This is a genomic window from Nostoc sp., from assembly GCF_036917655.1.
In the GTDB taxonomy this organism is placed as follows: Bacteria; Cyanobacteriota; Cyanobacteriia; order Cyanobacteriales; family Nostocaceae; genus Nostoc.
In genome coordinates this window covers 44,562-71,226 of record NZ_JBALCY010000087.1, presented here as the reverse complement: position 1 = coordinate 71,226, position 26,665 = coordinate 44,562, and the positions used below count along the sequence as shown (strand labels likewise).

At 42.2% G+C, this 26,665-nt stretch carries 18 protein-coding genes and 1 pseudogene; 15 read left to right on the top strand and 4 right to left on the bottom strand.

All coding sequences use genetic code 11. The annotated features are described in order from the left end of the window. On the top strand, nucleotides 1–139 hold a 139-nt coding region (locus V7K30_RS33645), incomplete at its 5' end, for a transposase (RefSeq protein ID WP_335006880.1). Between the two features lie 121 nt (nucleotides 140–260). Here V7K30_RS33645 and V7K30_RS33640 read toward each other — a convergent pair. Then, nucleotides 261–2,102 (bottom strand): protein kinase domain-containing protein, encoded by a 1,842-nt coding sequence (locus V7K30_RS33640; protein WP_335006872.1) that lies wholly within the window; start codon nucleotides 2,100–2,102, stop codon nucleotides 261–263. A gap of 736 nt (nucleotides 2,103–2,838) precedes the next feature. Between V7K30_RS33640 and V7K30_RS33635 the strand changes: the two genes are divergently transcribed. From V7K30_RS33635 to V7K30_RS33575, 13 genes and pseudogenes are all read left to right on the top strand, one after another. Beyond that, nucleotides 2,839–4,110 carry a DUF4255 domain-containing protein gene (locus V7K30_RS33635; RefSeq protein WP_335006870.1) on the top strand — a complete coding sequence of 424 codons (1,272 nt, stop codon included), beginning with the start codon at nucleotides 2,839–2,841 and terminating at the stop codon, nucleotides 4,108–4,110. Beyond that, nucleotides 4,107–6,095 (top strand): ATP-binding protein, encoded by a 1,989-nt coding sequence (locus tag V7K30_RS33630; protein WP_335006868.1) that lies wholly within the window; start codon nucleotides 4,107–4,109, stop codon nucleotides 6,093–6,095. Before V7K30_RS33635 ends, V7K30_RS33630 begins: the two co-directional genes overlap by 4 nt. A 966-nt stretch (nucleotides 6,096–7,061) precedes the next feature. Beyond that, on the top strand, nucleotides 7,062–7,220 hold the full coding sequence (locus tag V7K30_RS33625; RefSeq protein WP_335006866.1) for a hypothetical protein: 159 nt from the start codon (nucleotides 7,062–7,064) through the stop codon (nucleotides 7,218–7,220). Between the two features lie 167 nt (nucleotides 7,221–7,387). Next, nucleotides 7,388–8,581, top strand: coding sequence for a family 10 glycosylhydrolase (locus V7K30_RS33620; RefSeq protein ID WP_335006864.1), 1,194 nt, complete (start codon nucleotides 7,388–7,390; stop codon nucleotides 8,579–8,581). Nucleotides 8,582–9,096: 515 nt separating this feature from the next. After that, a pseudogene (locus V7K30_RS33615) lies at nucleotides 9,097–9,204 on the top strand (IS5/IS1182 family transposase); the annotation flags it as partial. A 251-nt stretch (nucleotides 9,205–9,455) separates the two neighbouring features. Further along, nucleotides 9,456–10,661 carry a hypothetical protein gene (locus V7K30_RS33610; protein WP_335006862.1) on the top strand — a complete coding sequence of 402 codons (1,206 nt, stop codon included), beginning with the start codon at nucleotides 9,456–9,458 and terminating at the stop codon, nucleotides 10,659–10,661. A gap of 69 nt (nucleotides 10,662–10,730) precedes the next feature. Next, on the top strand, nucleotides 10,731–12,908 hold the full coding sequence (locus tag V7K30_RS33605) for a serine/threonine-protein kinase (protein ID WP_335006860.1): 2,178 nt from the start codon (nucleotides 10,731–10,733) through the stop codon (nucleotides 12,906–12,908). 117 nt (nucleotides 12,909–13,025) lie between these two features. Then, a complete protein-coding gene (locus tag V7K30_RS33600; protein ID WP_335006858.1) occupies nucleotides 13,026–13,976 on the top strand; it encodes a PP2C family serine/threonine-protein phosphatase in 951 nt (316 codons plus the stop codon). 137 nt (nucleotides 13,977–14,113) lie between these two features. After that, complete coding sequence (locus V7K30_RS33595) at nucleotides 14,114–15,397, top strand: vWA domain-containing protein (RefSeq protein ID WP_335006856.1); 1,284 nt, start codon at nucleotides 14,114–14,116, stop codon at nucleotides 15,395–15,397. 48 nt (nucleotides 15,398–15,445) lie between these two features. Continuing rightward, the gene (locus V7K30_RS33590; protein ID WP_335006854.1) at nucleotides 15,446–16,159 is read left to right on the top strand and encodes an FHA domain-containing protein; all 714 of its coding nucleotides are present in this window, start codon (nucleotides 15,446–15,448) and stop codon (nucleotides 16,157–16,159) included. 17 nt (nucleotides 16,160–16,176) lie between these two features. Beyond that, entirely contained in the window at nucleotides 16,177–17,556 is a 1,380-nt protein-coding gene (locus V7K30_RS33585; protein ID WP_335006852.1) for a hypothetical protein, read from the top strand. A gap of 229 nt (nucleotides 17,557–17,785) precedes the next feature. Continuing rightward, complete coding sequence (locus V7K30_RS33580; RefSeq protein ID WP_335006850.1) at nucleotides 17,786–18,016, top strand: helix-turn-helix domain-containing protein; 231 nt, start codon at nucleotides 17,786–17,788, stop codon at nucleotides 18,014–18,016. A 3-nt stretch (nucleotides 18,017–18,019) separates the two neighbouring features. Continuing rightward, the gene (locus tag V7K30_RS33575) at nucleotides 18,020–18,229 is read left to right on the top strand and encodes a hypothetical protein (RefSeq protein ID WP_334869220.1); all 210 of its coding nucleotides are present in this window, start codon (nucleotides 18,020–18,022) and stop codon (nucleotides 18,227–18,229) included. Here V7K30_RS33575 and V7K30_RS33570 read toward each other — a convergent pair. Further along, nucleotides 18,210–18,434, bottom strand: a complete 225-nt coding sequence (locus V7K30_RS33570; RefSeq protein WP_335006848.1) for a hypothetical protein — start codon at nucleotides 18,432–18,434, stop codon at nucleotides 18,210–18,212. The genes V7K30_RS33575 and V7K30_RS33570 overlap by 20 nt on opposite strands. Nucleotides 18,435–18,940: 506 nt before the next feature. Between V7K30_RS33570 and V7K30_RS33565 the strand changes: the two genes are divergently transcribed. Continuing rightward, entirely contained in the window at nucleotides 18,941–21,601 is a 2,661-nt protein-coding gene (locus V7K30_RS33565) for a CHAT domain-containing tetratricopeptide repeat protein (RefSeq protein WP_335006846.1), read from the top strand. 59 nt (nucleotides 21,602–21,660) lie between these two features. Here V7K30_RS33565 and V7K30_RS33560 read toward each other — a convergent pair whose 3' ends face one another. Next, nucleotides 21,661–24,393: an NHLP bacteriocin export ABC transporter permease/ATPase subunit gene (locus V7K30_RS33560; protein WP_335006844.1), complete on the bottom strand. Its 2,733-nt coding sequence runs from the start codon at nucleotides 24,391–24,393 to the stop codon at nucleotides 21,661–21,663. Continuing rightward, a complete protein-coding gene (locus V7K30_RS33555) occupies nucleotides 24,386–26,662 on the bottom strand; it encodes a CHASE2 domain-containing protein (RefSeq protein WP_335006842.1) in 2,277 nt (758 codons plus the stop codon). The genes V7K30_RS33560 and V7K30_RS33555 overlap by 8 nt, the downstream gene beginning before the upstream one ends. Nucleotides 26,663–26,665: the final 3 nt, after the last annotated feature.

Below are 26,665 nucleotides of genomic sequence, written 5' to 3'. Positions count from 1 at the left end.
TTACTTACCTCCCTATTCACCTGACTTAAACAAAATTGAAAAATGTTGGTCATGGCTCAAGAGTCGAATTCGCAAGCAGATAGAAAACTTCGATAATCTACGAACTACCATAGAGAATGTCTTGCGTTTAGCGTCCTAAGTTATCTGGCTACTGCTATACGTAGTCAGCCTGCGCGTCAAGCATGATAAATTGAGGGTTTTAAACCCACGGAGATGGGTAAAGCCATGTTTAGACGCGGTTTCTAATCGCCATTAGCTGATTAGTTTTGAATGCGATCGCTATTAGGTAAACCTTGCTGGTTGCTTGGCTGTTTACCAGATTTAAATTGAGTATATATATAGGTTACTAATGCTAAAGTCAGCCCAATGGCTAAGACCACTCCCAGGATTCGCAAGAAATTGGGAGTAATTCTCCTAGCTAGCTGCTCATTTAGCTTTGGTTGGTAAATAGTATCATCCGTTGGCACTTGTGGTCTGCCTTGATTGGACGCAGGTCGCGGTTGATACAACGTCACATCTGGCGGCATTTGCGGTCTGCCTTGATTAGATCCAGGTCGCGGTTGAAACAACGTTTTATCTGGCGGCACTTGTTGTCCACCTTGATTAGATCCAGGTCGCGGTTGAAACAACGTTTTATCTGGCGGCACTTGTTGTCCACCTTGATTAGATGCAGGTCGTGGTTGAAACAACGTCTTATCTGGTGGAACTTGTTGTCCGCCTTGATTAGACGCAGGTCGCGGTTGATACAAAGTCGCGTCCGGTTTGCTGGCGTTCGGATTATTCACAGGACTCTGTTGACTTTGCTCAACTGGGTTAAACTGTCTCGGAACGGTTTCGTTATTTGAACCTTGATTGTACCCAGCCTGGAGGGGAGGAACGTTTGACTCAGATTGGTTTTGCTCAATCGGGTTAAACTGTCTCGGAACGGTTTCGTTATTTGAACCTTGATTGTATGCAGATGGGGGACGAAGAATGGTGTCGTCGTTCGATTGTCTTGGAACAGTTTCGTGATTTGAACCTTGATTATACGCAGATGGAGGACGCAGAATGGTGTCGTCGTTCGATTGTCTTGGAACAGTTTCGTGATTTGAACCTTGATTGTAGGAAGATTGCGGTTGCCCAGCAATCTCTCCGGGTACACTAGTAGTCCCTGTGACAAATTTGGCAGCAGCTTGCAAAGCCTGATTCAGTTCTTCTACTGTTGCAAATCGGTTAGCTGGGTTCTTGTGGAGGCATTTCATCACCACCGCTTCCAATTGTACAGGTAAATTCTCACACCCTGGTTGCGATCGCAGTGGTTTTGGTGGCTCATAAGCATGAGCTAATACCCAAGAAGCTTCACTGACATGACTACCTTTAATGCTGATTCCAAAGGGGTCGGCTGCACTCAGCATTTCATAAAGGATAATCCCTAAGCTGTAAATATCACCTCTAGCGTCCAGGTTTTTATCGCTTTGGATTTGTTCAGGAGGTGCGTAACGAAATGTCCCAATAAATGTACTAGTTATATTTGTAATGTTGGAATTTTCTGAAGATTCACTGCGAATTTTGGCAACACCAAAATCCAAAACCTTTACCCACTCTCCCAAATCTGTAGGCACTAAAAATATATTATCTGGTTTCAGGTCACGATGAACTACCTGAATATGCTCAGTGGTTTTTCCACCATCTCGTTGGAGAGTCACTCCTTGATGGGCAAGCTGTAAACCCTTGCAAACTTGCGCCATAATCTTCACTGTCCGCTCAACAGATAGCCGCTTTTCACGCAGCAGTAGTTGTCCGAGCGTTTGCCCCCGCAAATATTCCATTACGTAAAATGGAAAACCTTCCGGGGTGACTCCACAGTCACTAATCTTAACAATATGGTCACTTTGCAAAGCAGCACAAACTGCCACCTCACGCTCAAAACGCTTTCTCATTTCTTGTGATGCCACCAGCGTATCTTTGAGCAACTTCAACGCTACCTGCTGACCTACACGGGTGTCTGTTGCCAGGAAGACTTCTCCCATACCACCCCCGCCTAACCGTCGATCTAAACGGTATCGCTCGTTATCACCTACGAAGCGACCAATCCAAGAATTTGAAGAAGGTGGGGATTTCATCTGGGGCAACCCATCCTAGTTACTTTAAGGTGTTAACTTTAGTCAGAGATAGTACTAGTATTACAAATAATTGATTGCTTGCTTCGTAACCTAGATTAATATTAGTAATATATGCTACTAAGCGTCATCTAATTATACTCAGCTTAACATAAAAGTAATGCTAGCAATTTGATAAAATGTTTAAATTTAAGACCTATGGCAGTTGAAATTTGTTCCTGATGGAATGGCACTAAGTTAAAACACAGCTCTTACCACGACTGTTTCCCAGCCTCTAGGCTCTTACAGCGATCCTGGGAGGCTCCGCCGACAGTGGCAAGACCATAGGCAGAGCCTCTGAGAATACGTTAAGAGCCTCCAGGCTAGAAACGAGGCAATACAAGACTTTGGGCTGATCTTAGTGCCATTCGTTCCTGATATGAAGTTAACGCAAATTCTCCGAGGTTGTCAGCTTCAGTAGTGGTAAGTGAGCAAAAGAGCGAAACGGGAAAACGCAAACACAGACTAGTACACTGTGGCGTCAGTTTGCTTCCTTTCAACATGGGGATTTTGCCCCTTGTCTGGTTAATATTAAATGGTAAGTGGATTTACGCCGTGCGGTACTTAGTAGTTGCCAATGTGCTTTTGTATGCCGTGCAGATAGTCTCCGTTACAGAATATTTAAAGTTTTGCAAAATATATTCTGTCAATTTGCTCTGGCGTACATGATTAATATGTGCTATTGCCATGAGGAATGAGGATGAGTAATGTGCTCTCTATAGCCGCCGTGACAGCAGTACTAAAAGTCTTGCTGGAAAATGGTTTAGTCAGTGATCCGATCACTGCTAGTGTTGGTGATGTGATTGTAACTGCCCTACCGCCTGATCGAATTTCAGTTGAAGCTGACGAGCGGGCTCAAATCAACCTCTTTCTCTATCAAGTGACGCAGAATCGCAATGTCGATTGGGTATCTCAGGAATTTCGGAGCAAGCACTCACGGATTAATGGAAACCCACGCTCTCAGAGTCTACCACTAGCTCTTGACCTCCATTACTTACTAACAGCTTACGGAGCTAAGGATTTTCAGGCGGAGCTTTTACTGGGCTATGCAATGCATTTATTACACAAAACACCAGCTATTACATCTGATATTATTGAAAATACTCTGAGAAATGCATCTACAACCAATACCTCAAGTGCTTTTTCGCAAGCTGTAGCAAGTGTGTCTGTATCCGATTTAGCTGAACGAATTGGGCAGATAAAATTGACTCCAGAGTTTTTTAATATGGAAGAAACTTCTAAGTTATGGTCTGCTTTACAAACACACTATCGACCTTCAGCTACCTATCTGGCGTCAATGGTATTAATTGAGAGTAGCAATGACAACTCTGAAGGTTTCTACATGATGCCCTTGTCTCAACCGAGTATAGAGCAAGTTATGGCTCCGGCAAAGACTGAACAAATGATTGTTGCAGGTACAACATTAGTAATTCGTGGTAAACGGTTACGCGGTGAGATCACACGCATCCGATTGGGTAATACGGAGACGTTAATAGTACCTCAGGAAGTTAAAGAAACGCAAGTCAGCCTATTAGTCCCGCCAGATTTATACGCAAGTGTGCAGGGTGTCCAAGTTGTACATCTAACAATGGGCAATGCAGGGCAAACGGATCATCTAGTTGAATCAAACGTTGCGGCTTTTGTCCTCCATCCAACAATTACAGTATTCGTCGCTCAAGTGGAAAATAGCGGCGACAATTTACGCGCAGCAGAAATTACCGTTAAATTCCAGCCCAAAGTTGGTAAGACACAGCGGGTAATTTTGCTACTCAATGAAGTGTCAGGTGATAGTCCGGTAGCTTACTCTTTCTTTGTTGAACCACGCACCCAAGACACTGATGCAATTACTATTCCTGTCAAAAACGTCAAGCCAGGAACTTATATTGTCCGGGCGCGGGTAGATGGAGCGGAAAGTCCAATGCACAAGAATCAGTCTGGAGAATATGATTCGCCACAGGTGACTATTTTATGAATGGTACAACAAATCGCAATTGGGATGAGGCAAACTACCGCTACCTATCAGCAGCCCTAGCCGTGGTGCGGGGTATTTTAGAAAATCACCCGGCAAAAGAGCAAAATCAACCTGAGGAGAAAAACCAAGAGCATTTACAGCAAGCGTTACAGTCAGCTGCTGCTGCTATGCCTGCACCATCGACATTGGAGAGAGTATGCAAAATGTTTAGCCTCTCATCCTTTGAACGTGATTTGTTGTTGTTGTGTGCAGGTATGGAATTGAATGGAGATTTTGCGAAATTGTGTGCTACAATCCACGGGGATTCGCAACGAGCTTACCCAACCTTGGGTTTAGCTCTGGCAGCTTTACCTCACGTCCACTGGGATGCGATCGCTCCAAATTCTCCCTTACGTCATTGGCAGCTAATTCAGATGGGTGATGGTCATTCCCTTACCCTCAGTCCCCTAAGAATTGACGAGCGGATTTTACATTATTTGACGGGCATCCAATATCTTGACGAACGGCTAGCTGGCATCATTGAACCATTACAAGAGGTTAGTGATTTAGTCCCCTCGCACCAAGATTTAGCAGAGCGAGTAGCAGCAGTTTGGTCGCAAGCTTACAAGGTTAATAGCTTGCCAGTTGTCCAGTTATGTAGTATAGAAACTGCTAGCAAACGTGCCATTGCCGCCACAATTTGTCAACTCCAGGGTTTAAGCCTGTGGGTAATGCCTGCACAAGTCATTCCCTTAGCACCTGGGGAGTTGGATAATCTCATCCGCCTATGGACTCGTGAGACGATTTTAAGTAAGTGGGCGTTACTAATAGACTGCAACGAACTGGATACTAATGATTCGGCGCGGCTGAATGCGATCGCTCGTTTCATTGAACGCACAAAGGGTTTTTTAATCGTTACAAGTCGGGAACGAATCGGCTTATCACAACGCCTGGTAGTTAATTTTGACGTACATCAACCAACTACCAAAGAACAAAATGCAGTTTGGCAAGATGCACTAGGTACGCTCGCACCGCAAATGAACGGGCAAGTTAAAACCCTAGTGGATCAGTTTAACCTAAGTGCCACAACCATCCGCGCTGCTTGTGCAGAAGCCGTAGGACAGTTAGCACAAACACCAGACAACGATATCACTAGCATTTTATGGGATGCCTGCCGGGTGCAAGCCCGTCCGCGCTTGGATGAACTCGCCCAGCGAATTGAGCCATCTGGTGATTGGGAAGATTTGGTATTACCAGAGGCACAGAAACAAGTTCTCCGGGAAATTGCGGCTCATGTCCATCAACGGAGTACTGTATATAATAATTGGGGCTTTGGTGCGAAGAATGCGCGAGGATTGGGAATCAGCGCCTTATTTGCAGGTGCTAGCGGCACTGGTAAAACCTTGGGGGCGGAATTGCTGGCCCATAAATTGCGCCTTGACCTCTATCGCATTGACTTATCATCGGTAGTTAGCAAATATATTGGGGAGACAGAGAAGAATTTGCGCCGGGTGTTTGATGCAGCAGAACAAGGCGGCGTGATTTTGTTATTTGATGAAGCTGATGCTTTATTTGGCAAACGCAGTGAAGTTAAAGATGCCCGCGATCGCTATGCCAATATCGAAGTTAGCTACCTATTGCAACGGATGGAAAGTTACCCAGGTTTGGCAGTCCTGACTACTAACCTGAAGAGTGCAATTGATACAGCCTTCCTGCGCCGGATTCGCTTTGTGGTGCAGTTCCCCTTCCCCGATACAACACAACGAGCCGAGATTTGGCGACGCGTCTTTCCAGCCGACACCCCAACCGCAGACTTAGATGCTCTGCAACTGGCACGGCTAAATGTCGCTGGGGGTAATATCCGTAACATCGCCTTAAATGCAGCTTTTTTGGCTGCCGATGCTGGGGAAGCAGTGCAGATGAAACACGTATTGCGGGCTGCTCAGACAGAATATACTAAGTTAGAGAAACCTTTAACTGACGCGGAAGTTGGGGGGTGGATGTAATTTTAAATCAACTTACAGCAGGATAGTGGTATGAGAATCATTGGAACAGAAAACCGGGTTAAGCTTAAAAGTCCTATTGCGTAAGGATTTTATTGAGGATGGTAGTAAGCTCACTTTTCAAATTGCCAAGTAACCGCTTAACGAGAAAGCAAGGGTTTCAGTGGCGAAAAGTTTTTGTATTATTCATGTAATACTGCTTATCCCGGTTTTCTGCTCCAATGCTACTAACACCCCTATAAGCTTCATAAAATAAAAGTGTCTCATTCAAGCAAGAACAAGAACAATTACGAGCATCATGCTTATCAACTCTGTTATCTCTATCACAGCAAATGTACTGTGCATACAAAATTGAGCCTGGGGTCTGGTCAGACTCAGGACAAAACGATAAACTAGAGCCGAAAGCATCAATGCTCGTGTTTGAGTACAAATCAAACACGGGCGAATCCTCTGATATTCAGTTGGTGTGTGGTAACTTCAACCGGATCAGGGGATTTTTGCTTTTGTCAATTGCTTGAAAGCCTTATATAGCAAGGGTTTGAATCTTTTATGATTTTGGTAACAGTAATCATCAAAGAATCAAAAGTGAAAAGCCTAATAGTAAAAAAATCAAAAAAGCAACTTTCAATAGGCTAGTTCAGTTTTAAAGCATCTGCTGAGTCGATTTTTTATCAGGGTAGGTATTAAGACATAAGTTTCTGTGGCATGATCGGACACTATCGCGTTTGTAATAATTCTTTACAATTAGAGGCGGTATTTTCAACCTATTAAATATGTATGCAAGTGCTAGTGAGATCGCTAATCTAATACTTGTTGCTTTCTCCGGGACGTTAGTCTCTAGTCTCTTGGGGTTGCTGCCTAACTTTCGCTCCGATGTTGTTTAACTACAAATTTCCCGCATTCGGGAAATTTTATCGGCTAACCTTCATCTCACGATGCTAAATTTTAATTGTTCGACGCAGTAACCAAATGTGGGAACTTAGTTTAGCAGAGCAAGAATTAATTGACATTTACCGTCCAGGGTTAATGGCGCTTGGGGTGGACTTGTACCAAGAAGAGGTACAGGAAGCCTTTGAGGGGTGTACATCTGGACTTGAAGATTGCTTCCGAAGTGCCATTGTATACTGAACATAAAGTAATATTTGCATACAAATGAATTGATGAGGATATGGGATAAAAAACGCCTCTTGTAAAGATACGATTGTCCAAAGCTTCGGGTCTGCAATCTGGCTCAACTGCCGATGTATGCTATCGGGTGTTTCGGTATATTTTCAAAAATTAAATCGGAGTTTTATATGTCGGATCAAAAGAAAGAGCCAATTGGATGTGGATGTTCAAATATTCCGATCTCTATAATCTTAATTATCTTAGGAGGTGGTTATTGGTGGTTTAGCCAGAAAGGATATCTAGAAATAAGCAAATTTTTAGATAATAGCAATAAGATAAGTATACATATTTCTCAGCCTGCTACAAGTGGTTATTCAACTATTAGCCCAACTCCTTCTGCAACTCCGCTAGCTTCTTTGCCAAGCACTCCAAGTTTAGCTCCTAATAACATAACCTTACAGAAGAGAATCCCAGAAGAAAAACCACCATTGTCTCATCCGGGTTGGGAGAAAAAAGTAATTAGAGGAATTTATTTAACTCGCTACCAAATTACCAATAATACAGATGAACAAACAATTCGTAAAAGAGTTCGTTACTACCATTCTCAAGGAATTAATACAATTATTCACGGTGTTTGGGGGAATGGCTGTACGATGTATAATAGCGACGTAATGCAGCAAACTTTTGGGTATAAAAGTTGTCCTAACCAGTTCCAAGAGCAATGGTTAAATTGGTTGATAGATGAAGCACATAAGCAAGGAATGCAAGTTCATGCTTACTTTGAGAAGGGTATTAAAATAGATAAAAATAGCCCAGCTTTTGATTTTGCGATTAGCCGAAAATGGATTGTTCCAGGAGTGGATAAAACCTACTCTGGAATCGATCATTATGTACTTGATGTGGAAATTCCTGAAGTTGCTAATCTTTTTAAAAATATCTTAGTAGAGTTTGTCAAAAAATATCCTGATATTGATGCAGTTCAATGGGATGATTATCTAGGTTATTATGCTGAATTACCTGGAAAAGTTGACCGCACAGAAAATTTGACCAAATTTGTGCAGCAAATGGTAACTTCTATGAAAAAAGCTAATCAATCGGTAAGTTTTGATATTTGCCATCATAACCCTTATTGGGCTAAAAAATATTTTGCGGCTGACTGGGAAAAATGGGGTGTGGATCGTGTATTTATTCAAGCTTATAATGATAATAATTTTGTTGAGGAATTAAATTACGCTCAGAAATATGCTGGAGTTGCAATTACAGATCGGCAACTAAGTCGTTTAAAAGAATTGGCAGATAACCCAAAAATTAAAAGTATTTTAGTATTTCCGTTTTCGGGGAACCCAGAAAAAACAGCTTCTAGCTTAAAAACCTCGCTGTGATCTGGGAGCAAATCGGGAGCATTCACTTTTGAAAGATATACAAGTTCTGGGATATAACAACAGAGAAAGCAGGGCGAATCTTCTGAATGAGAAGACAAGGGATAATGAAGAAAACACTCTTGAAAAGAGTTTTGAGCAGCGTGGAAAAGTAGGAGTAAAGCTATAATTGGGCGAAAAGACCGGATAAACTTCGGAGCGATCGCAATGGTGGAAAGCAGCCGAAGAACACTGGGGCTTAGAGGATGTTTTAAAAGTCCTATTGTCGGTATAAAAAATTTTAGATCCTCCTAAATCCCCCTTTTTAAGGGGGGTTAGGGGGGATCAATAAGTGCCTCAAATCACAGCCAAATACTTTTAAAACATCCTCTTAGACGTGCGGAATCGCCTTTCTTCCTCAAGTTCATCAAGAGTACCAAAGCGACTACGAACTAAACAAGTAAATAAATGATACGCACCTGGATATAAAATATCATCATTATTTACTGACTCTTGCATAATATCTTCACTCGATATGAGGAAAAAAGTCCTTGTTGACTTCATCACAGAAACCGAAAACGGTTGTGATGGATGTGACAGAGAGTCAAATTGAGCGCCCTAAGCACGGACAAAAACGCTTTTACAATTGCTTCGGATTTCTCCAAGCGCAATGCACTGCACATCTTGGGTATTCTCAACCTAACAATACCGCTATTGGAGTCTCTTATGTGGATTTTGGGACAGTTTCTCGCACAACGCCGGTTTGTCCACATCTTCACGGCGACCGATTGAAGATGGGAAACGGGTTCGGTATTATCGGCTTGATGCCGTGTCCATTCACAAAAGATAGAATCAAGGGCAATGTTGCCACTAAGCCTTTTATACAGGAGTGATCTTTATGACAACCAAAATTGATCAACTCTTAGCTGACTGGAAAAATAAAATTGAAGTAGTTAGCCAAAACCTGTTTGATCTACAAGAACTCCCAGTATATCAACGCCTTTGTGGAAGTCCTGGTTTTCCTAAAGTTCATTTGACAGGCATTACTGCTCAAAAAGTGACTCCAGCATTGGAGGCAATGAACGATTTATTTCAATACTTTGACTTATTGGTGCAAACAGTTGATCAAGCCAGTAGATTGCGGCAGCAACTACCACGATTTTTGGCAACAGAGCAAAAAATCGATGAAATTAAACAATTATTAACAGGGGCTTCGATTCATGTGTCTGTGGTGCAAACGCCATTAGCACAGAGAGAATTACTGACTGCGACCCAACAAGCAAACGCGATCGCTCCTGCACAACTATTGGAAGTAATGACTGAGGCTTTTTCTGTGGCCAGAGATGCAGTTCTAGAGGTTGATGCCGCTTGGACAAATCTAGAATTTATCCTCAAAGATGCAGAGTCGCAAATTCTCTTAGGGCAAAACTTCGCTGCATCACTCAATCAAGTCTCTAGAAATGAACTGGTGCAAGCGCAAGAAGCGATCGCTTCTCTGCGAGAAAAGATTGAGCAAGATCCTTTAGGAGTCAGCGCAGAGATAGACCGGCAAATCAAGCCATTGTTGGCACAAATCAAATTAGGATTAAAGCAAGCCCAAAAACAACAGGCTCAGATCCAAGAGAAACTAGCGATCGCTCATAATTTATTAGAACAATTAATTAAACTTCATTCACAATCTATTACTGCTTTTACGGAAAGCCAAGAAAAAGTTTTGTATCTAATACAGCAGACTCCATTAGCCCAAGAGCAGATAGATGCCCTTAGCCAATGGCTCACACGCTTACAAAATAAGCTAGAGGAGGGTTTAGTTAATCCAGTTACGATCGGCTTAGATAATTGGATAGCCAAAGCTAGGGAATACATCACTGTAGAACAACAGACGTACACAGCTAATAGTACTTTGTTACAAACTCGTCGGGAGTTACGCGGACGACTGGATGCCCTCAAAGCTAAAGCCTTAGCGCGCGGATTGATTGAAGATATGACCTTGGTTGATTTAGCACAAAAAGCAACACAACTCCTTTATATCCGCCCAACTCCATTAGACAAAGCATCTGAATTAGTTTCCCAATATGAAAAGCGTTTAAACAGCCAATTTTAGGGGAACAATAAAGTAGACATCTGGTGAAAAAGAACCAATGACTTATGACTATAAACTTAGGAGACTTCAATGAACGGTCTTCGCTGTATGCGGAATGGATGTACTGGCACTATTGAAGATGACTACTGTAATGTCTGTGGGCTAGCAGCAGTAAAATCTCTTGATGTCAGCCAGAAGCAAAACCTCTCACAAACACTCAGAAGTTCACCAATTACCACAGGTACAGGTTCCTCTCCATTAACCAATCGTTCCAAGGGTTCGCGGCGTACTAGCAGCACTTCTGCCCGTAGTAGCCGCAGACAACTGGGAGCAGGATTAACTTCTGTACCAGAACTACCTTCAACAGAGCCAGAAAAAGCGATTCTTCCTAACCCAATGGTGCCGGAAAATAAACGCTTTTGTAGTAATTGTAATCATGGTTTACGACGAGAAAACGGATTTTGCAGCAAGTGTGGACAGAAGTATTCTTTTATTCCGACTCTGAATCCTGGTGATCTAGTTGTTGGACAATACGAAGTCAAAGGAGCGATCGCCTATGGTGGTTTAGGATGGATTTATTTAGGCTTCGATAAAATTTTATCTCGCTATGTAGTCCTGAAAGGATTGCTCAACAGCGAAGACGCATCTAGTGCAGCCGTCGCCGTCGCAGAAAGACAATTTCTCGCAGTCGTAAAACACTCTAATATCGTGGGAATTTATAATTTCGTCAACCACGGTACTGAAGGTTTTATCATCATGGAGTATGTGGGCGGTAAAACCCTCAAAGAAATCCGCAAAACTCGCGGGGCGTTACCCGTAGCAGAAGCGATCGCATATATTCATCGCATCTTGGGAGCTTTTGCTTATCTACATTCCTTGGGGTTGGTATACTGCGACTTCAAGCCAGATAATATCATGATCGAAGACAACGACGTGAAATTAATCGACTTGGGTGGTGTGCGTCGCGTTGATGATCCCGATGGTGATATTTACGGTACAGTCGGTTATAACGCTCCCGAAGCTGGGGAAGGGCCGACAATTGTTTCCGATTTATTTACCATTGGCAGAACTTTAGCGGTGTTGCTTACCGAGATTAAAGGTTTTAGTAAGGAACACCTGTACACACTTCCTAGTCCCCAAGAAGAACCTTTATTTGCCCAACAAGAATCACTGTATCGCTTTCTAATTAAAGCTACCGCCGAAAATCCTGATGATCGATTTCAGTCAGCCGATGAAATGGCAGATCAGTTATTGGGTGTACTGCGGGAAGTTGTCGCCATCTCTACCAATATTCCCCGTCCCGCCACCAGTAACCTGTTTGGCGGCGATATGTTGGCCATTATCCACAGTGGGACTTTTGAACCAATTAAGCCGGAATATCAGCAATTACCTATACCAATATTAGATGCTAGCGATCCGGGCTTTAATGCAGTGCTAAATGCCAGCGCGATCGCTGATCCAGTCAAACGAGCCGTAGGTTTAGATGTCGTTGTCAAGCAATTCCCCAAATCAACTGAAGCATTGTTGCGCTTGGCAAATACCTTGATTGATACCAATGATTACGAAGAAGCAGAACTAGCTATAGCCCAAGTTGCAGCCAAAGATCCTTGGGATTGGCGGATCTTTTGGTATCGTGGGCGATCGCTGATGGCGCAAAATAAACCCACAGAGGCACAAAAATCATTTGACCAAGTTTATTTTGATTTACCGGGAGAATTAGCTCCTAAACTGGCGTTGGGGTTAGCCGCAGAACTTGCCGAAAATTACCAATTCGCAATTAAGATGTATAATCTAGTGTCGCGCACCGATCCCAGTTATGTATCAGCAGCCTTTGGGTTAGCACGTTGCTTTGGTGCCACTGGAAATCGCAACGGTGCTGTGGCAGCTTTGGAAAATATACCGCAAACTTCTAATTTATATACACGAGCGCGGGTAGAAATTGCCCGGACTTTAATTAATGGCGATCGCTCTGCTCCCGGTACTGAAGAACTCAAAGCCGCTTCTGTTGCTATTGAAGCACTGACATTAGAAGGTAGCGATCGCTATCGTCTGACTAAACAAGTATTAGAAACTGCTCTCAATTTAATCACCTCGCGCCAACTCCAAGCTGCTGCTGATTTAACAATTTTGGGACAACCATTACAAGAAGTGCATCTGAGAAAGGGATTGGAAAAAGCCTTACGCGACATGGCGCACCTCGCAACTCTAGACGAAAAAATCTCTTTAGTCGATGAAGCTAATCGGGTACGTCCCAGAACCCTAATTTAACAAATTCGCTTGGGTTTAAGTCAAGAGCTTCTAACAACCAGAAAGTTTTGCGGCTGTTTCTAAATCCGCGTTGCAAAACTTAATTACGAATTATTTTAAACGTAGTCAGGGGAAATTATGCAGTGTATAAGTTGTGGTGCATCGATCTTAGCTGATGACAAATTTTGTGAAGAATGCGGTACACCCTTAACGGCTAGTAAACCGCCAACTGCGATCGATAAATGTGAAAAATGTGGTGCAGCAATTGATACTGAAGGCTACTGTTGCCAATGTGGATTTCGCCAAGAACCACAGGTGCGGGATTGGTTAGAAGTAATAATTAATTCGCAGCTAGCCGGAGTCAGCGATCGCGGACTCAAACACCATCACAATGAAGATTTCCTCGCTTTACAACAACTCAATAGCAGTCAGCCAAATATTCTCGTAGTTTGTGATGGGGTTTCTAGTTCCGAAAAACCTGAATTGGCTGCTCAAACTGCTGCTGAAAGTACGTGTCTGGCTCTAGCTAATGCCTGGAAAACAGCAGAAAATCCCGATTCGGCAATTAAATCAGCTTTTGCTACTGCTTTAGCAAATATATGTAATATTACTTATACAAAAAGTGTAAATTTGGAGCCACCATCAACCACCATTGTGGCTGCAATTGTCCAAAAAGGCATCGCTACTATTGGCTGGTTAGGTGATAGTCGCGCTTACTGGATTTCTGCCAACAATTCCCAACAATTGACTCAGGATGATTCCTGGTTAGCTGAAGTAGTCGCAGCCGGAAAAATGAGCGAAATAGAAGCGAGACATTCTCCCAAATCTCATGCAATTACGCGCTGGTTGGGAGCAGATGCCCTTGAGGATGCTGTTCCCTCAATTGTGAAATTTACTATTCCTGGTTCAGGATATTTGATTTTGTGTAGTGATGGACTGTGGAATTATACCTTAGATGCAGCACATTTGGCTAACCTAATACAGCGATCGCATAACAAAGATGCGATCAGTATATCTCGCACTCTTGTAGAGTTTGCCCGTAATCGTGGTGGACATGACAACATTACTGTTGCTGTTCTCTGCTCATAAATTAAACAGGACTTAGGCAAAATACCTCTCAAACTCTTATTACTCCGTGTTCTCTATGCCTCTGTGGTTCAATTTTTCATTACCTGTGCATCAGTCCTATTAAAATCTCATATCCCAACTTAAACTAACAAAACAGTATGTCTCCTCAATTTAAAGCCGAAGTTTTTCAAAACCAGTACCTACCCCAAGGCGTGAGAGAAGTTGATGCCATTATGACTATTACCGTCGAAAAGGGCGATAGTGCGATCGCAACTGCACCCAATAGCAGACTTTTTGGCATCATCTGCGACACATCCGGTTCAATGGGAGGTGACAAGATCCATGCAGCCAAAGATGCAATGATCAAAATTGTGAATTTGTTACCAGAAGATGCCCATTTCTTCATCGTCACGGGTGCTGGTAAAGCCACAGTAGTTTTTCCTGTTTCTTCAGCCACGACTGAAAAAAAGCAGTCAGCGATCGCCGCCATTAAGGGTACTCTAGCGAATGGTGGTACTCTCATGTCTACTTGGTTGGCTCAAGCCTTAACCCAATTCCAAAAGATGCCTAGCGCAGTTCGTCAAGCACTACTACTTACCGATGGGCAAAATGATGACTCTGATGAGAAATCTTTGAAAAAAGTTTTACTTGAATGTGAAGGTGTCTTTCAGTGCGACTGTCGTGGTGTCGGAACTGATTGGCGAGTTGCTCAACTCCAAGAAATTGCCAACAAACTTTTAGGAACAACCGATATTATTGCCAACGCCGCAATGATTGAAACTGACTTTCGTGCCATTTTGGAAAAAGCCATGAGTAAAAATGTCAGCGATGTCGCTTTACGTTTATGGACACCCCTTGGAGCCAAAATCTTGTTTTGTAAACAAGTTAGTCCCGATATTGTTGACCTTACCCACCGCCATAAACCTGTCAAGCCTCAGATGGTTGATTACCCTACTGGAGCTTGGGGAAGTAACGAGTCTCGTGATTACCACTTTTGTATCGAAGTCAATCCAGGTAATATCGGTGATGAAATGTTAGCAGGTCGAGCTAGTTTAGTATACACCCTCAACGGCATAGAAACTAAAGTTGCAGAAGCCCGTATTTTGGCAACCTGGACTGATGATGAAGCCAAATCTACCAAAATTGATCGGCGAGTTGCCCACTATACTGGGCAAGCAGAACTAGCTCAGTCAATTCAAGAAGGATTGGAAGCTCGTGCTAGGAATGATATTGAGCTTGCTACTGCCAAATTAGGCAAAGCAGTAAAACTAGCCCATGAATCAGGGAATGAAGCCACAGCCAAACTACTAAAAACCGTGGTTGAAGTCGAGGATGCGCCGACAGGGACAGTCCGGTTGAAGCGAGAAGTAGCCAAAGAAGATGCAATGGCATTAGAAACACGTTCCACCAAAACTACTCGAATTCCCAAATCTCCAAATTAGTTACTAGCGAATTCTTTGCGTACCTCAATTCCCTACGAATCAATCGATATGTCAACCCATAAATGTCCTAAAGGACATGAATCAACGGAATTAGATTTTTGTTCAGAGTGCGGTACTAAGATTCTGGGTGTACCTGAACTTCCATTCGCCCAAAAAACAATTTCCTCAACATTAACGCCATCCAAAAGCACAGAACATTGCCCAGATTGTAGCACTGCCCACGAATGCAACAGTGGTAATTTTTGTGAAATTTGTGGTTACAACTTTGTCACTGGGGCGCATGGTGAACTACCAATCGCCAAACCCACCCAACAAAAAGAAATCGCAACAAAGCGACAGAGCAATACCAATGATTCTGGCTCTGGATCAATAGATTCTCAATTCCTAGTAGTTGGTTGGGAAGTAGTTGTTAGTATTGACCCATCTTTACGCCATCCCGAAAGTCCAGAACCACCAATAAATCAACCTCCAATTACATTTCATCTTGATAAGCCAATTAACCTAATTGGTCGTAATAGCCAAGTCAGAGCAATTCACCCAGAAATTGCTTTAGATTTGGATGATGCTGTCTCACACCGCCATGCTTTGCTAACCCTAGAGACAGATAATACATTAACGCTACGTGATATTGGTTCTGCTAATGGTACGCAATTAAAAGCTGTAGAATTGAAGCCGATGGTAGATATAAAACTCCAGGATGGAGACGAATTTACCCTTGGACATTGGACTCGGATTGTCGTGAAAGCTGTTCGCTCTGTTTAGTATAAACTTGCAAATATATGAGTAAAGTCATCGCTGTTTTCAGTAAAAATTATCAGAAATTTACGACTCCACAACTACTCAAGGGAGGATTATACTTAACCGGAGCAACCAGTTTACTATTACTGATTGCTATTATTAGCGCAGTTCAAGGGCAAAGATACGCGATCAAAACCGTTGGTGAAAATTCCACACCCAGTATCGTCACTGCTCAACGCCTCAAGGACGCATTTGCCGGTATGGATGCTAATGTCGCTAATGAACTATTAGTACCACCAGGACAAAACCAAGATGCAGTCAAAGGTTACGAAGAGCGATATCAAAGAGCTGCTGAAAGATTAGTTGCTGCTGCTGAGAATATCACCTACGCAGATAAAGAGCGAAAACCCATTGAGACGATGCAACTCGGCTTAGGTAACTACATAGCCCAAATTCAGCAGGCACGGGATTTTCACGCCCGCGGCGATACTAACGCTATGCTGATTGCTTACCGCGCATCTGCGGAACTTATGGATAAAACGTTACTGCCAGCAGCCGACGAATTAGATAAAGTAAATATACAAGTTTTAGAAGAAACTTATACCGAACAAAAGGTTGCTGCTAATATTTCTTTGAGCTTAATTTTTGTTTCTGGTGCAGCACTGATGATTGTGCTAGTAGGGATTCAGTTATTTCTGAGTCAACGAATGCGCCGCACGCTCAATCTTATGCTGTTGGTTGCGACAGCGATCGCCTTGGCTTTATTAACTTATACGACAGGAACGTTGCACGCTGCTGCGGAAAATCTCAGGACGGCTAAAGAAGATGCGTTCAATTCTATGCACGCTTTGCGAGAAGCTCGTTCTACTGCCTACATCGCTAATGCTGCCGAAAGCCGCTATTTGCTTGACCAAGCTTTTGCTACCAACTATGAACAAGCTTTTTTCAGTAATATAGCGCAAATTGTCCAAATTCCTCAAGGCCAAACTGCTGAAACTATAGCATCTGCGTATAATTCTCAGGGTAAAAAGATAGATGGTTTTAAAGGTTACATTGCTGACGAACTGAATAATATCACTTTCCCTGGTGAAAAAGAAGCCACACTCCTCAGTCTCGTGACTTTGGGTAAATACCTGGCCATTGACCAACAAATTCGCCAGTTAGAGCGCAGTGGTAAGCATCAAGAGGCGATCGCTCTCTGCGTTGGAAACAACCCAGCACAGTCAAACTCGCTGTTTGAAGAGTTCAAAACAGCTAATCAAAAGACATTTGACATCAACCAAGCAGTCTTTGATCGGGCAATTCACCAAGGTTTCAGCAATCTAAACGGTTTTGAGATTAAAACGGTGATTGTAGCAAGTACAATTGTGCTTCTGACTTTCTTTGGATCATTACCGCGTCTCAAAGAATACTCAAATTGAGTTAAAGAAGAATTCAGCTATTCACCAATTTCCTCTAAGAATTCAAGTTCGGCATCACTTAAAAAATTCCCTTCATTAAAGCAAGAAATTTTTACTATAAAAACACAAATTACGCGTATTTACTGATGAAAGCGCCGATTTTGGATGGTTAAGATGTAGCATAATAATAGAGCATTGTCCACTTAAGCTAGAAGGTAAAGTTTCAAAGTAAATGACTATTAAAAAACCCTTGGCCATCAAACAGCCAGAGGTGGGGCGGATCATTCGTGATTTGCGGCTTGCCTTGGGGCTAACGCAAGAACAGTTTGCAGCCCAGTTGCGTGTGATATATAGCACAATCAAGCGTTGGAAAAATGGACGATCAACGCCGTCGCCGCTAGCGATGAAGAAGATTGAGGGAATGTTGGAAAAGATGGGCGGCGAGGGTCAGGATTTGTTGGCTAAGTATTTACCGAATTAATGCGTGTTTAGTTTTGCTATGGGCGGTAAGCGATCGCGTAGCGTCTCGTTGGCGCAGCCTAAGAAGAGAAGAGAGGAAAACTACCAAACAACAATGGCATACTGGCTATTTCAAGGCAACTTCAAATATTACCGCATCATAGACGGTATCCGCGACTTTGAGCAGATGCCTTGGCTTGCAACGCGCTATGCAATCATACATGGTTGCTGGTGATGGGGTGCTGATTTGTTTTTCTGGGGATCAAGCGGGGATTTATGCGATTCCAGAAATTATCGAATCCTCTAAGAATATCGAACACCCTGCTGATATCGGCTACTGGATTGACACCAGTCGCGCCATGAACAGAACCTACTTCAAAATTCGCAATACCTGCAAGTGCTCCTGTTTCCTTTGCATCAAGGGGACATTTTACCTTCATTGGTAAATTCTTTCCTAGAAATCACCTAAGAAAGATGTAGGTAATAGATAATACCTCAGCCGCGAGAGTATATCAATAGCAAGTTGTGAGAAATCCGGGCTAAGGGAATACTTTAAAGCAGATGTTCTTATGCTTTTCAAATAAGAACTTTGTCACCTAATACAGTTTGGAAAGCATCGGAATGGAATGGCACTAAGAAAAGCTATAAGCTTTGCCCTAACTGGTTCCCAGCCTGGAGGCTGGGAACCCATTCTCGGAGGCTCCGCCTCCAGTGGCTTGACCAGAGGCAGAGCCTCTTGGAATACATTCCCAGTCTTCAGACTGGGAACGAGGTGACACAAGCCTTTCGCCTTTTCTTAGTGCCATTCGCATCGCAATGAAAGCCTTGGTGCTTTGATTGCTACAATTACACAACCCAAATTCACCTGCGTAGTTTGATGCAAATGTTTCTTAAAAAAATTGGTTTAACTCTTTTTCTTCCCCTTTCCTTGACTATACTAACTTTAATGTGGCAGCAAATTATCACTGGCAAATCTTCAGATATAGCTACACACAATAAAATTCAAAAGCTGGGAAAACTGGCAAAAAACGATTCTACTCCACATACTGCTCAAAAAGTCCAAATACTCACCCTCTTTCAGCCTCTTCAGCATCTGCAATGGGAAGGAGAACGAGTTAGCAATACTGGAATTGCTTACTTTTCTGTTGATGGTTTCTCAAATGAGTCTATCTCTGAGTCTGATTTAGATGTGGCACGCACTAGTCAAGATCCATATAAAATAGCTAAAGTTTTAACAACATTAGGATTATCTTATCATCTTCAAGGTGAATATGAAAAAGCAATTAGTTACTATAAACAAGGATTAGAAATTAGTAAACAAAATAGATATCCCGAATTAGAAGTTACCCTTTTAGGAAATTTGGGGCTTGCTCATGTCCAACAAGGAGATTATTATGTTGAGGCAATAAATTATTTAAATGATTATTGGCAGTTAATTCACGATCGCCAGCAAAATAGCAACACAGGACAATCTCAAGAAGCCCAAGCATTAGGAAATTTAGGCAATGCTTATTATGGAGCAGACTTGTATGTAAAAGCGATCGCATTTCACCAAAAGCATCTGGCTTTATCTCAAAAAATTAAAGACAAAGCAGGAGAAGCAAAAGCTTTGAGCGACTTGGGGATTGTCTATCAGGCTTTGGGAGATGCAAAAAAAGCGATTGACTATCAACAGCAAGCATTAACCCTAGCTCAACAAATCAAGGAGCAATCCCTAGAATCGTTTGCTTTGGGGAACTTGGGTATTATTTACCAAAATCAAGGCAATTATCCAAAAGCTAGCGATTCTTACCAGCAACGTTTAGCGATCGCTCGTCAACTTAAAGACTTACGTTCCGAAGCTGAAGCTCTAGCAAATCTGGGAGGTGTAGCTTATTTCCAAGGAGATTATAACAAAGCGATCGCCCTTTATGAGCAAGGCTGGAAAATTTCTTGGGAGAAGCTACACGATGCCGATATTCTCTATCGGATTCGTGGTAATCAAGGACTCGTCTACTTTCAGATGGGCAACCTCGACAAAGCCCTAGAGTCCTACGGCAAATATTTTCAGTACGCTTCCTCGCGCAATAACCATCGAGAAGAAGGCATTGCAAAAATTAACGCCGCAGCAGTTCGCCTGCAATCAGGAAACCTAGCAGGGGCAGCAAAAACCCTTGAAGAAGCAATTGAAATTTGGGAGTCATTGCGAGCCAGACTAGGCAGCAACGATGGCTTTAAAATCTCGATCTTTGAAACGCAAAATGCACCTTATAGCAATCTGCAAGCGGTATTAGTTGCCCAAAATCAACCCGAAGCCGCCTTAAAAATATCTGAGCGGGGGCGTGCCCGTGCCCTTGCCGAACTACTCTCTCGTCGCCTTTCCACTGTTGCTATCCAGAAACAAGCGCCGACTGCAACCCTTGCTTCTCCGACAATTGCAGAGATTAAAAAAGTTGCTGAAAATCATCGTGCAACTTTGGTAGAGTATTCCATCGTGCCTGGGAATTTCCTAGTTGAGGGAAAACTAGAAACTCACGAATCTGAACTTTTAATCTGGGTTGTTCAACCCACAGGTAATATTACCCTCCGTCGAGTTGACCTAAAACCTCTTTGGCAGTGTCAAAATCCTCAGTTTTGTTATCCAAAAGGACTAACAGATTTAGTTTCTAAAACTCGTGAATTGCTCAATATGAGAAATCCTAGTTTGCAGAGAAGTAATAACACATCTTCTGTAATTGATAAAAACCCCTTACATCAACTCCATCAATTATTAATTCAACCTATTAACGATCTTCTTTCTCAAGATGCAAATGCCCATGTGATATTTATCCCTCAGCGATCGCTTTTTCTGGTTCCTTTTGCCACCCTTCAAGATGCCACAGGTAAATTTTTAATTGAGCAGCACACAATCTCAACTTCACCTTCTATTCAAGTTTTAGATATTACATATAAACTACGAAAAAAGCCAAGAGCAAGTAATAATTCTGACTCAAACTTGATTGTTGGCAATCCAACTATGCCAAAAATTGTCACTCAATTAGGTGAACCAGCCGAACAATTGCCCCCTCTCCCTGGTGCTGAACAAGAAGCCAAAGCGATCGCTCAACTCTTCCAAACAAAAGCACTGATTGGTGCAAATGCCAACAAATCTAGGGTACTTAAACAGATGAGCAATTCAACTCTAATTCATCTAGCTACCCACGGATTGTTGAGCGACTTTAGCGGCTTAGGAGTACCAGGAGCGATCGCTCTGGCTCCCGATCCTACAGTCCAAGGGCAAACCTCAACAGAAGAAAATGGTATCCTTACCGCCAGTGAAATTATTGACCTCAAATTAGAGGCTGAATTAGTTGTCCTCAGCGCTTGCAACACGGGGCGAGGTAAGATTACTGGAGATGGAGTAGTAGGGTTATCTCGTGCGTTAGTTGCTGCGCGAGTTCCCAGTGTAGTAGTCTCTTTATGGGCACTACCTGATCAACCGACTGCTTTACTGATGACCGAGTTTTATCGCAACATGAAACATCAGACTGATAAAGCAGCAGCATTGCGTCAAGCCATGTTGACCACTATGAAACAATATCCTTACCCATTAGATTGGGCAGCTTTTATATTGATTGGTGAACCATAGTTATTTTTGTTTAAAGTTTTAAATCTTCATCCCAATCAGACATCTGGAGACTTGAACGCTTACACCATTTGTCGTGCCATCAGATTCGCAAATAACCCCTTTTGATTGACTAATTCTTCAAACTTACCTTGCTGGACAACTCGACCGGCTTCAATCACATAAATTCGGTCGGCGTTGCGGATGGTGCTGAGGCGATGGGCGATAATTATGCGCGTTACTCCTAACTGTTCTAAGCTGCTACTAACTATAGCTTGAGTACGATTATCCAAAGCACTGGTAGCTTCATCAAAAATTAGAATTCTCGGTTTTAATACTAAAGCACGAGCAATTAGTAGCCTTTGACGTTGCCCACCAGAGAGATTTGTACCTCCCTCCGAAATGACTGTGTGCATCTCCATTGGCATTGACTTAATATCATCGGCAAACCCAGCCATCTGTACTGCTTCCCAGGCTTCTTCCATTGTCACTAATGCGCCACTAGAAATGTTTTCAAAAATCGAAGCGCTATTGATGCGACCATTTTGCAGCACTACACCAATCTGCCGACGCACTGCCGATGTATCTAATCCTGATAAGTCCTGACCATCATAGTAAATAGTGCCATCTTTTGGCGTTTCAAATCCCAATAACAGCCTAACAATTGTTGATTTGCCACTACCAGAAGGCCCTACTAAAGCAATCAACTCTCCTGCTTCTGCTCGAATTGTCACATCATCTAAATTGAGGGGGCCATCTTCGCGGTAGCGGAAAGTCACATGATCAATTTTTACTTTACCTGTTAATCGCCCCGGATCGCTTTTGCTCAGGTCGATTTCTGGTTCAGCCTGAAAGATGGGTTTTGCACGTTCCCAGAAAATGCTGATATCTAATATGCTGACTATGGTGTTACTCAGCTGAGTTGCCCCAGCAATAAATATGGCAAAGGCGGAATTAAATGCGAGAAATGTACCTGTAGATAATCCTGTTTCGTTTTGAGATGCGGCTTGTGTAATTAATGTAACTGCCAGCCAAAAGATAATTATCGAACTGACAGTTGGCATGGCGATATTAAATATTGCTAAGACATCTTCAATTACCTCTGTACTCAACTTGAGTTTTAGCTGCTGACTATACTTTTTTGCCCAGTAAGCAAAAGCGCGGTCTTCTGCATTGGTAACTCTAAGTTTGGACACACCAGCAACCATCTGTACAGTAAAACCAAAAATTTCCCCCTCTATTTCTTCTAAAGCACGCAACTTTTGGCGACTAAGTACACTTGAGATAGTAGTGAAGATGATTGCAACTAGCGCTACTGCTACTACAACTAAAGCTAGGCTGGAACTGTATATAAATAACAATCCCAGATTAAGTAGAGAGAAAAAGCTAGTAAAAACAGTACGTAGTACTGTGTCATTGAGTTTTTGACGGATTTGAGTTACCGCAGAAACACGAGATTGCAAATCCCCAATTGAATATTCACGAAAGAAAGATACCCGCAGATTAAACAATCTATCCCATAAGGCTGCTTGGGAGTCTAAACTAGCTTTACTTTCTAATCTCAGACCGGCAAAACCTTGGGCGATTTGAAAAATTATCGTACCAAAGCTGGCAGCTATCAGACCCAATCCGATTTGCACTAACAACCCTTTGTCTGCATCGGGAATAACGGAATCGATAAGGATAGCAGTTGCTAAAGGAGTTAACATTCCCAGCAATGCACCAACTACACCAGTAAGGAAGATTATAATCAGTTCTCGAATTTTTCCCTTGAAGGCAAATAGAAGTAAGTCGATCGCAGTTAAATTATTTTCGGGTACAGGACGATAAAATACATAGGCAAAGGGAGCTAGTTGCTGGGCAGTATCCTTGTTTACAGGTATGCGATCGCGCTTCTCTGGGTCAAAGATTTCGTACTTTCCTACCCTTGCTGGTAGCAGTGCAACAGGAAAATTATCTTGATTAGTATATGCCAAGAGAGGACCGCTATCTTTTTGCCACCATCGGTCATTGAGTAATACCCGGCGGATGCGAATCCGGGATGCACGCGCGATCGCTTCTAATGGTTCTTTAATCCGATTCATGTCTTCGGAACGTACAGGTGGCAAAATCTTAATTCCTAATGCCTTTCCCACTGCACCTGCGGCAATCAGCAACGGTGTACCTGACTGCATCAGTTCCGCTTGCTTGGGTTTGAGGACTGATGCTAACTCTCCTAAGGCATTAACTTTCACCTGAGAGTTAAGTTGTTCCCGTGCTTGGAATTGAGTCCATTTTGCTGCCAATTCTTCCTGTTCTATTTGAGTCAAAATTTCGCAGAAATCACTGTGCAGTTCAATCAGAGTAATTTGGATCGTGTTCCAGTTGGTAAGCTTTTCAGCGTCTGAAAAAACTGGTGAAATAGAAAAACGTTGGCGTAGCGTTTCGTTAAGAAGCCCACTGTTCGCGTAGCGTCTCGCAGAGAAGGTATCGCCTACATAACTTTGAATTTTTTTCTCCCAAATCTGCACTAACTTCAGCAAACTTTCTGCCTGATCTTTCTCCTGTCTGATCCATTCTTCACATTCCTGTGCAGATATTTGCAACATTACAGTATCTTCTAGAGATATCGCCAAAATTTTCTGATTATTAGCCAATATCCCAAACAATGCCTCTCCCGAATTGACGTTAAATAGATAACGGCGAACGCCTTCAATACCTTGCTGGATAGGAATAGCAAATATAGCGATCGCACCGGATTCAATCTGCCAAACTATTTGGGGATTGTCTAATACTAAGGATTGATTACTTGTGAGCAGTAACTTGGAATCACTCATCTGGAGTTATAGGTGCAATGGTTCCTTGGCGGAGGCGTAGGGCATTAAATTGTCCTTCCACTTCTAGTGAAATGTTGGTAAAACGAATATAAAAATTATCTGGTTCTGCCGTTTTGTCTAATACTTTAGCATAGATATCTTCACTACTTTCGTTATTTTCGGGCATAAATAAGTTCAGTTTCAGATTAGTAAAGGGCTGTAAAATCAAAGAATTTCCTTTTGAGTCATAGGATATTTTTGCCTCCTTAGCTGACAGCTTCACTAACTTTCCCTCAATTATAGTGCTATTTACATTTTTACCATCCAAAACTGCATATTTTAAGGGAATTGCTTCTAAAAGTTCCAAGAATACTTCTTCTTCATCTTGAGCCAGATATAAATTGTATTGCCCAGCAATACCACCCACTTCATAAATTTTTATAGGTTGCTTCAGTCCTTTTGCTTGTACTTCTTTATATCCAATAACTTTGACAATATAACCAGCCTCTTTAATAGTTGATTCTGAAAGGAAAATTTGTCCGCCGACTGTATAAGATTCAATCCGATAGGTTAAATTAACTTGATTACCGATGATTCCATATTTAGTCCGTTTTTCTGAACCAATATTACCGACTACTACTTCTGCTGTATTAATTCCAATACCCATTTCTAGCTTTGGTAATCCCATTTCCTGGATTTTCTTATTTACTGGTTCCATTGCTAGCTGCATTGCCACAGCACAGGCGATCGCTCTTGTAGAATCATTTTCTCTAGTGATGGGAGCGCCGAACAAAACTAAAATTCCATCACCCATAAACTCATCAATCGTGCCTTGATACTGAGTAATGACATCTGCCATATATCCTAAATAAAGATTAATTATTTTAATTACTTCTTCAGCAGATATTCTCTCAGCAGTAGCGGTAAAACCTCTTAAATCAGAAGTGAGAATAGTAATTTTTTTCCGTTCACCGCCCAGTTTTAAACCTTCGGGATTTTCTAATAAATTAGCGACGACTTCATCGGTGAGATAACGACCAAAAGTTTTCCGAATTTGTCCCGCAGTCCTGGCAATATAGGCAGTAACAGCAATTCCCGAACCAATTAATGTGATTAATGGTGGAACTACAGGAATCCACCAACCTGCTAGAAAAGCCAAATAACTACTACCTATAAGACAGCAAGCAGCTAATAAAATGCTAATCAAAGGTAATAAGGATTTTCTTTTAGAGCCACTGCTATATCGTTGTTGCCATATTACGATTGCACCAATCAGTGACCAAACAGAAATCCATAACCATTGTTGTAGTTTGCTCCATGTTTTGATTAACGAACGATTATCTAAAGTAGCGCTTAAAATTTGACTGATGGTATTGGCATGAATTGCTACACCAGCCATCCGTTTTGGTGCTGTTAATATAGTACTGCTGTAAGGTGTATAAAATAGGTCTTTGAGACTTTCTGCTGTGGGACCAATCAAGACAATACGCCCCTTGACTAAATCCTTGGAGATGCGATTTTCTAACACATCCATAATAGATATATGTTGAAATTTGTCTCTAGAACCACGATAATTTATTAGTACTTGATAACCTTGGTCTTCAGCCCGAACGTAACCACCATCATTTCCTTGAAATAAAGGGTAAATCACATTACCCGTTTTTACCAAAAAATCTTCTGTTTGTCCGACATCAATTTTGCGATCGCTCAGATAAAGATAGGCAAGTTTAAAAGCAAAACTAAACACATTTTCACCATTTTTATCTGCCAAATACATCAAACTGCGGCGAACTTTTCCATCCCCATCTAAGGGAAAATCATTTGCACCTACTTGACCAAGTTTTTTAAGCGCTGGTGGTGGTGCTACTGCCGAGCTATCTTCACTCTCAGCTACTTTTTGTACACCAATTAAATTTGGTGTAGACTCAAACACCTTAACTAAGGATTGATGTCCAAAACCTACTGGAAAATCTCGATATAAATCCAAACCAATAGCACTGGGTTTTTGTTGTTTTAAATTCTCTAAAACTTTTGCCAGCAAGCCGTCAGGCAAAGGCCAATAACCGCGCTTACCAAGTTTTTGCACATCAGATTCATTAATTTCTACAAGGATAATGCGCGAATCAACAGGTTCTGGACAACGTAACAAAAACATTTGATCCAGCGCTGCCAATTCCAACATCTGCAATAATCCACTCAAGTGCAGAATAAACACCAATGCTCCCGCGCTAGGAGCTGCAATGAAGACACCACGCCATTGCCAAAGTTGTCGTTTGATGTTTCTCCACATAAA

Coding starts and splice junctions, on each gene's coding strand:
- V7K30_RS33640 (WP_335006872.1), bottom strand. CDS start 2,102: ATGAAATCCCCACCTTCTTCAAATTCTTGGATTGGTCGCTTCGTAGGT.
- V7K30_RS33635 (WP_335006870.1), top strand. CDS start 2,839: ATGAGTAATGTGCTCTCTATAGCCGCCGTGACAGCAGTACTAAAAGTC.
- V7K30_RS33630 (WP_335006868.1), top strand. CDS start 4,107: ATGAATGGTACAACAAATCGCAATTGGGATGAGGCAAACTACCGCTAC.
- V7K30_RS33625 (WP_335006866.1), top strand. CDS start 7,062: ATGTGGGAACTTAGTTTAGCAGAGCAAGAATTAATTGACATTTACCGT.
- V7K30_RS33620 (WP_335006864.1), top strand. CDS start 7,388: ATGTCGGATCAAAAGAAAGAGCCAATTGGATGTGGATGTTCAAATATT.
- V7K30_RS33610 (WP_335006862.1), top strand. CDS start 9,456: ATGACAACCAAAATTGATCAACTCTTAGCTGACTGGAAAAATAAAATT.
- V7K30_RS33605 (WP_335006860.1), top strand. CDS start 10,731: ATGAACGGTCTTCGCTGTATGCGGAATGGATGTACTGGCACTATTGAA.
- V7K30_RS33600 (WP_335006858.1), top strand. CDS start 13,026: ATGCAGTGTATAAGTTGTGGTGCATCGATCTTAGCTGATGACAAATTT.
- V7K30_RS33595 (WP_335006856.1), top strand. CDS start 14,114: ATGTCTCCTCAATTTAAAGCCGAAGTTTTTCAAAACCAGTACCTACCC.
- V7K30_RS33590 (WP_335006854.1), top strand. CDS start 15,446: ATGTCAACCCATAAATGTCCTAAAGGACATGAATCAACGGAATTAGAT.
- V7K30_RS33585 (WP_335006852.1), top strand. CDS start 16,177: ATGAGTAAAGTCATCGCTGTTTTCAGTAAAAATTATCAGAAATTTACG.
- V7K30_RS33570 (WP_335006848.1), bottom strand. CDS start 18,434: ATGAAGGTAAAATGTCCCCTTGATGCAAAGGAAACAGGAGCACTTGCA.
- V7K30_RS33565 (WP_335006846.1), top strand. CDS start 18,941: ATGTGGCAGCAAATTATCACTGGCAAATCTTCAGATATAGCTACACAC.
- V7K30_RS33560 (WP_335006844.1), bottom strand. CDS start 24,393: ATGAGTGATTCCAAGTTACTGCTCACAAGTAATCAATCCTTAGTATTA.
- V7K30_RS33555 (WP_335006842.1), bottom strand. CDS start 26,662: ATGTGGAGAAACATCAAACGACAACTTTGGCAATGGCGTGGTGTCTTC.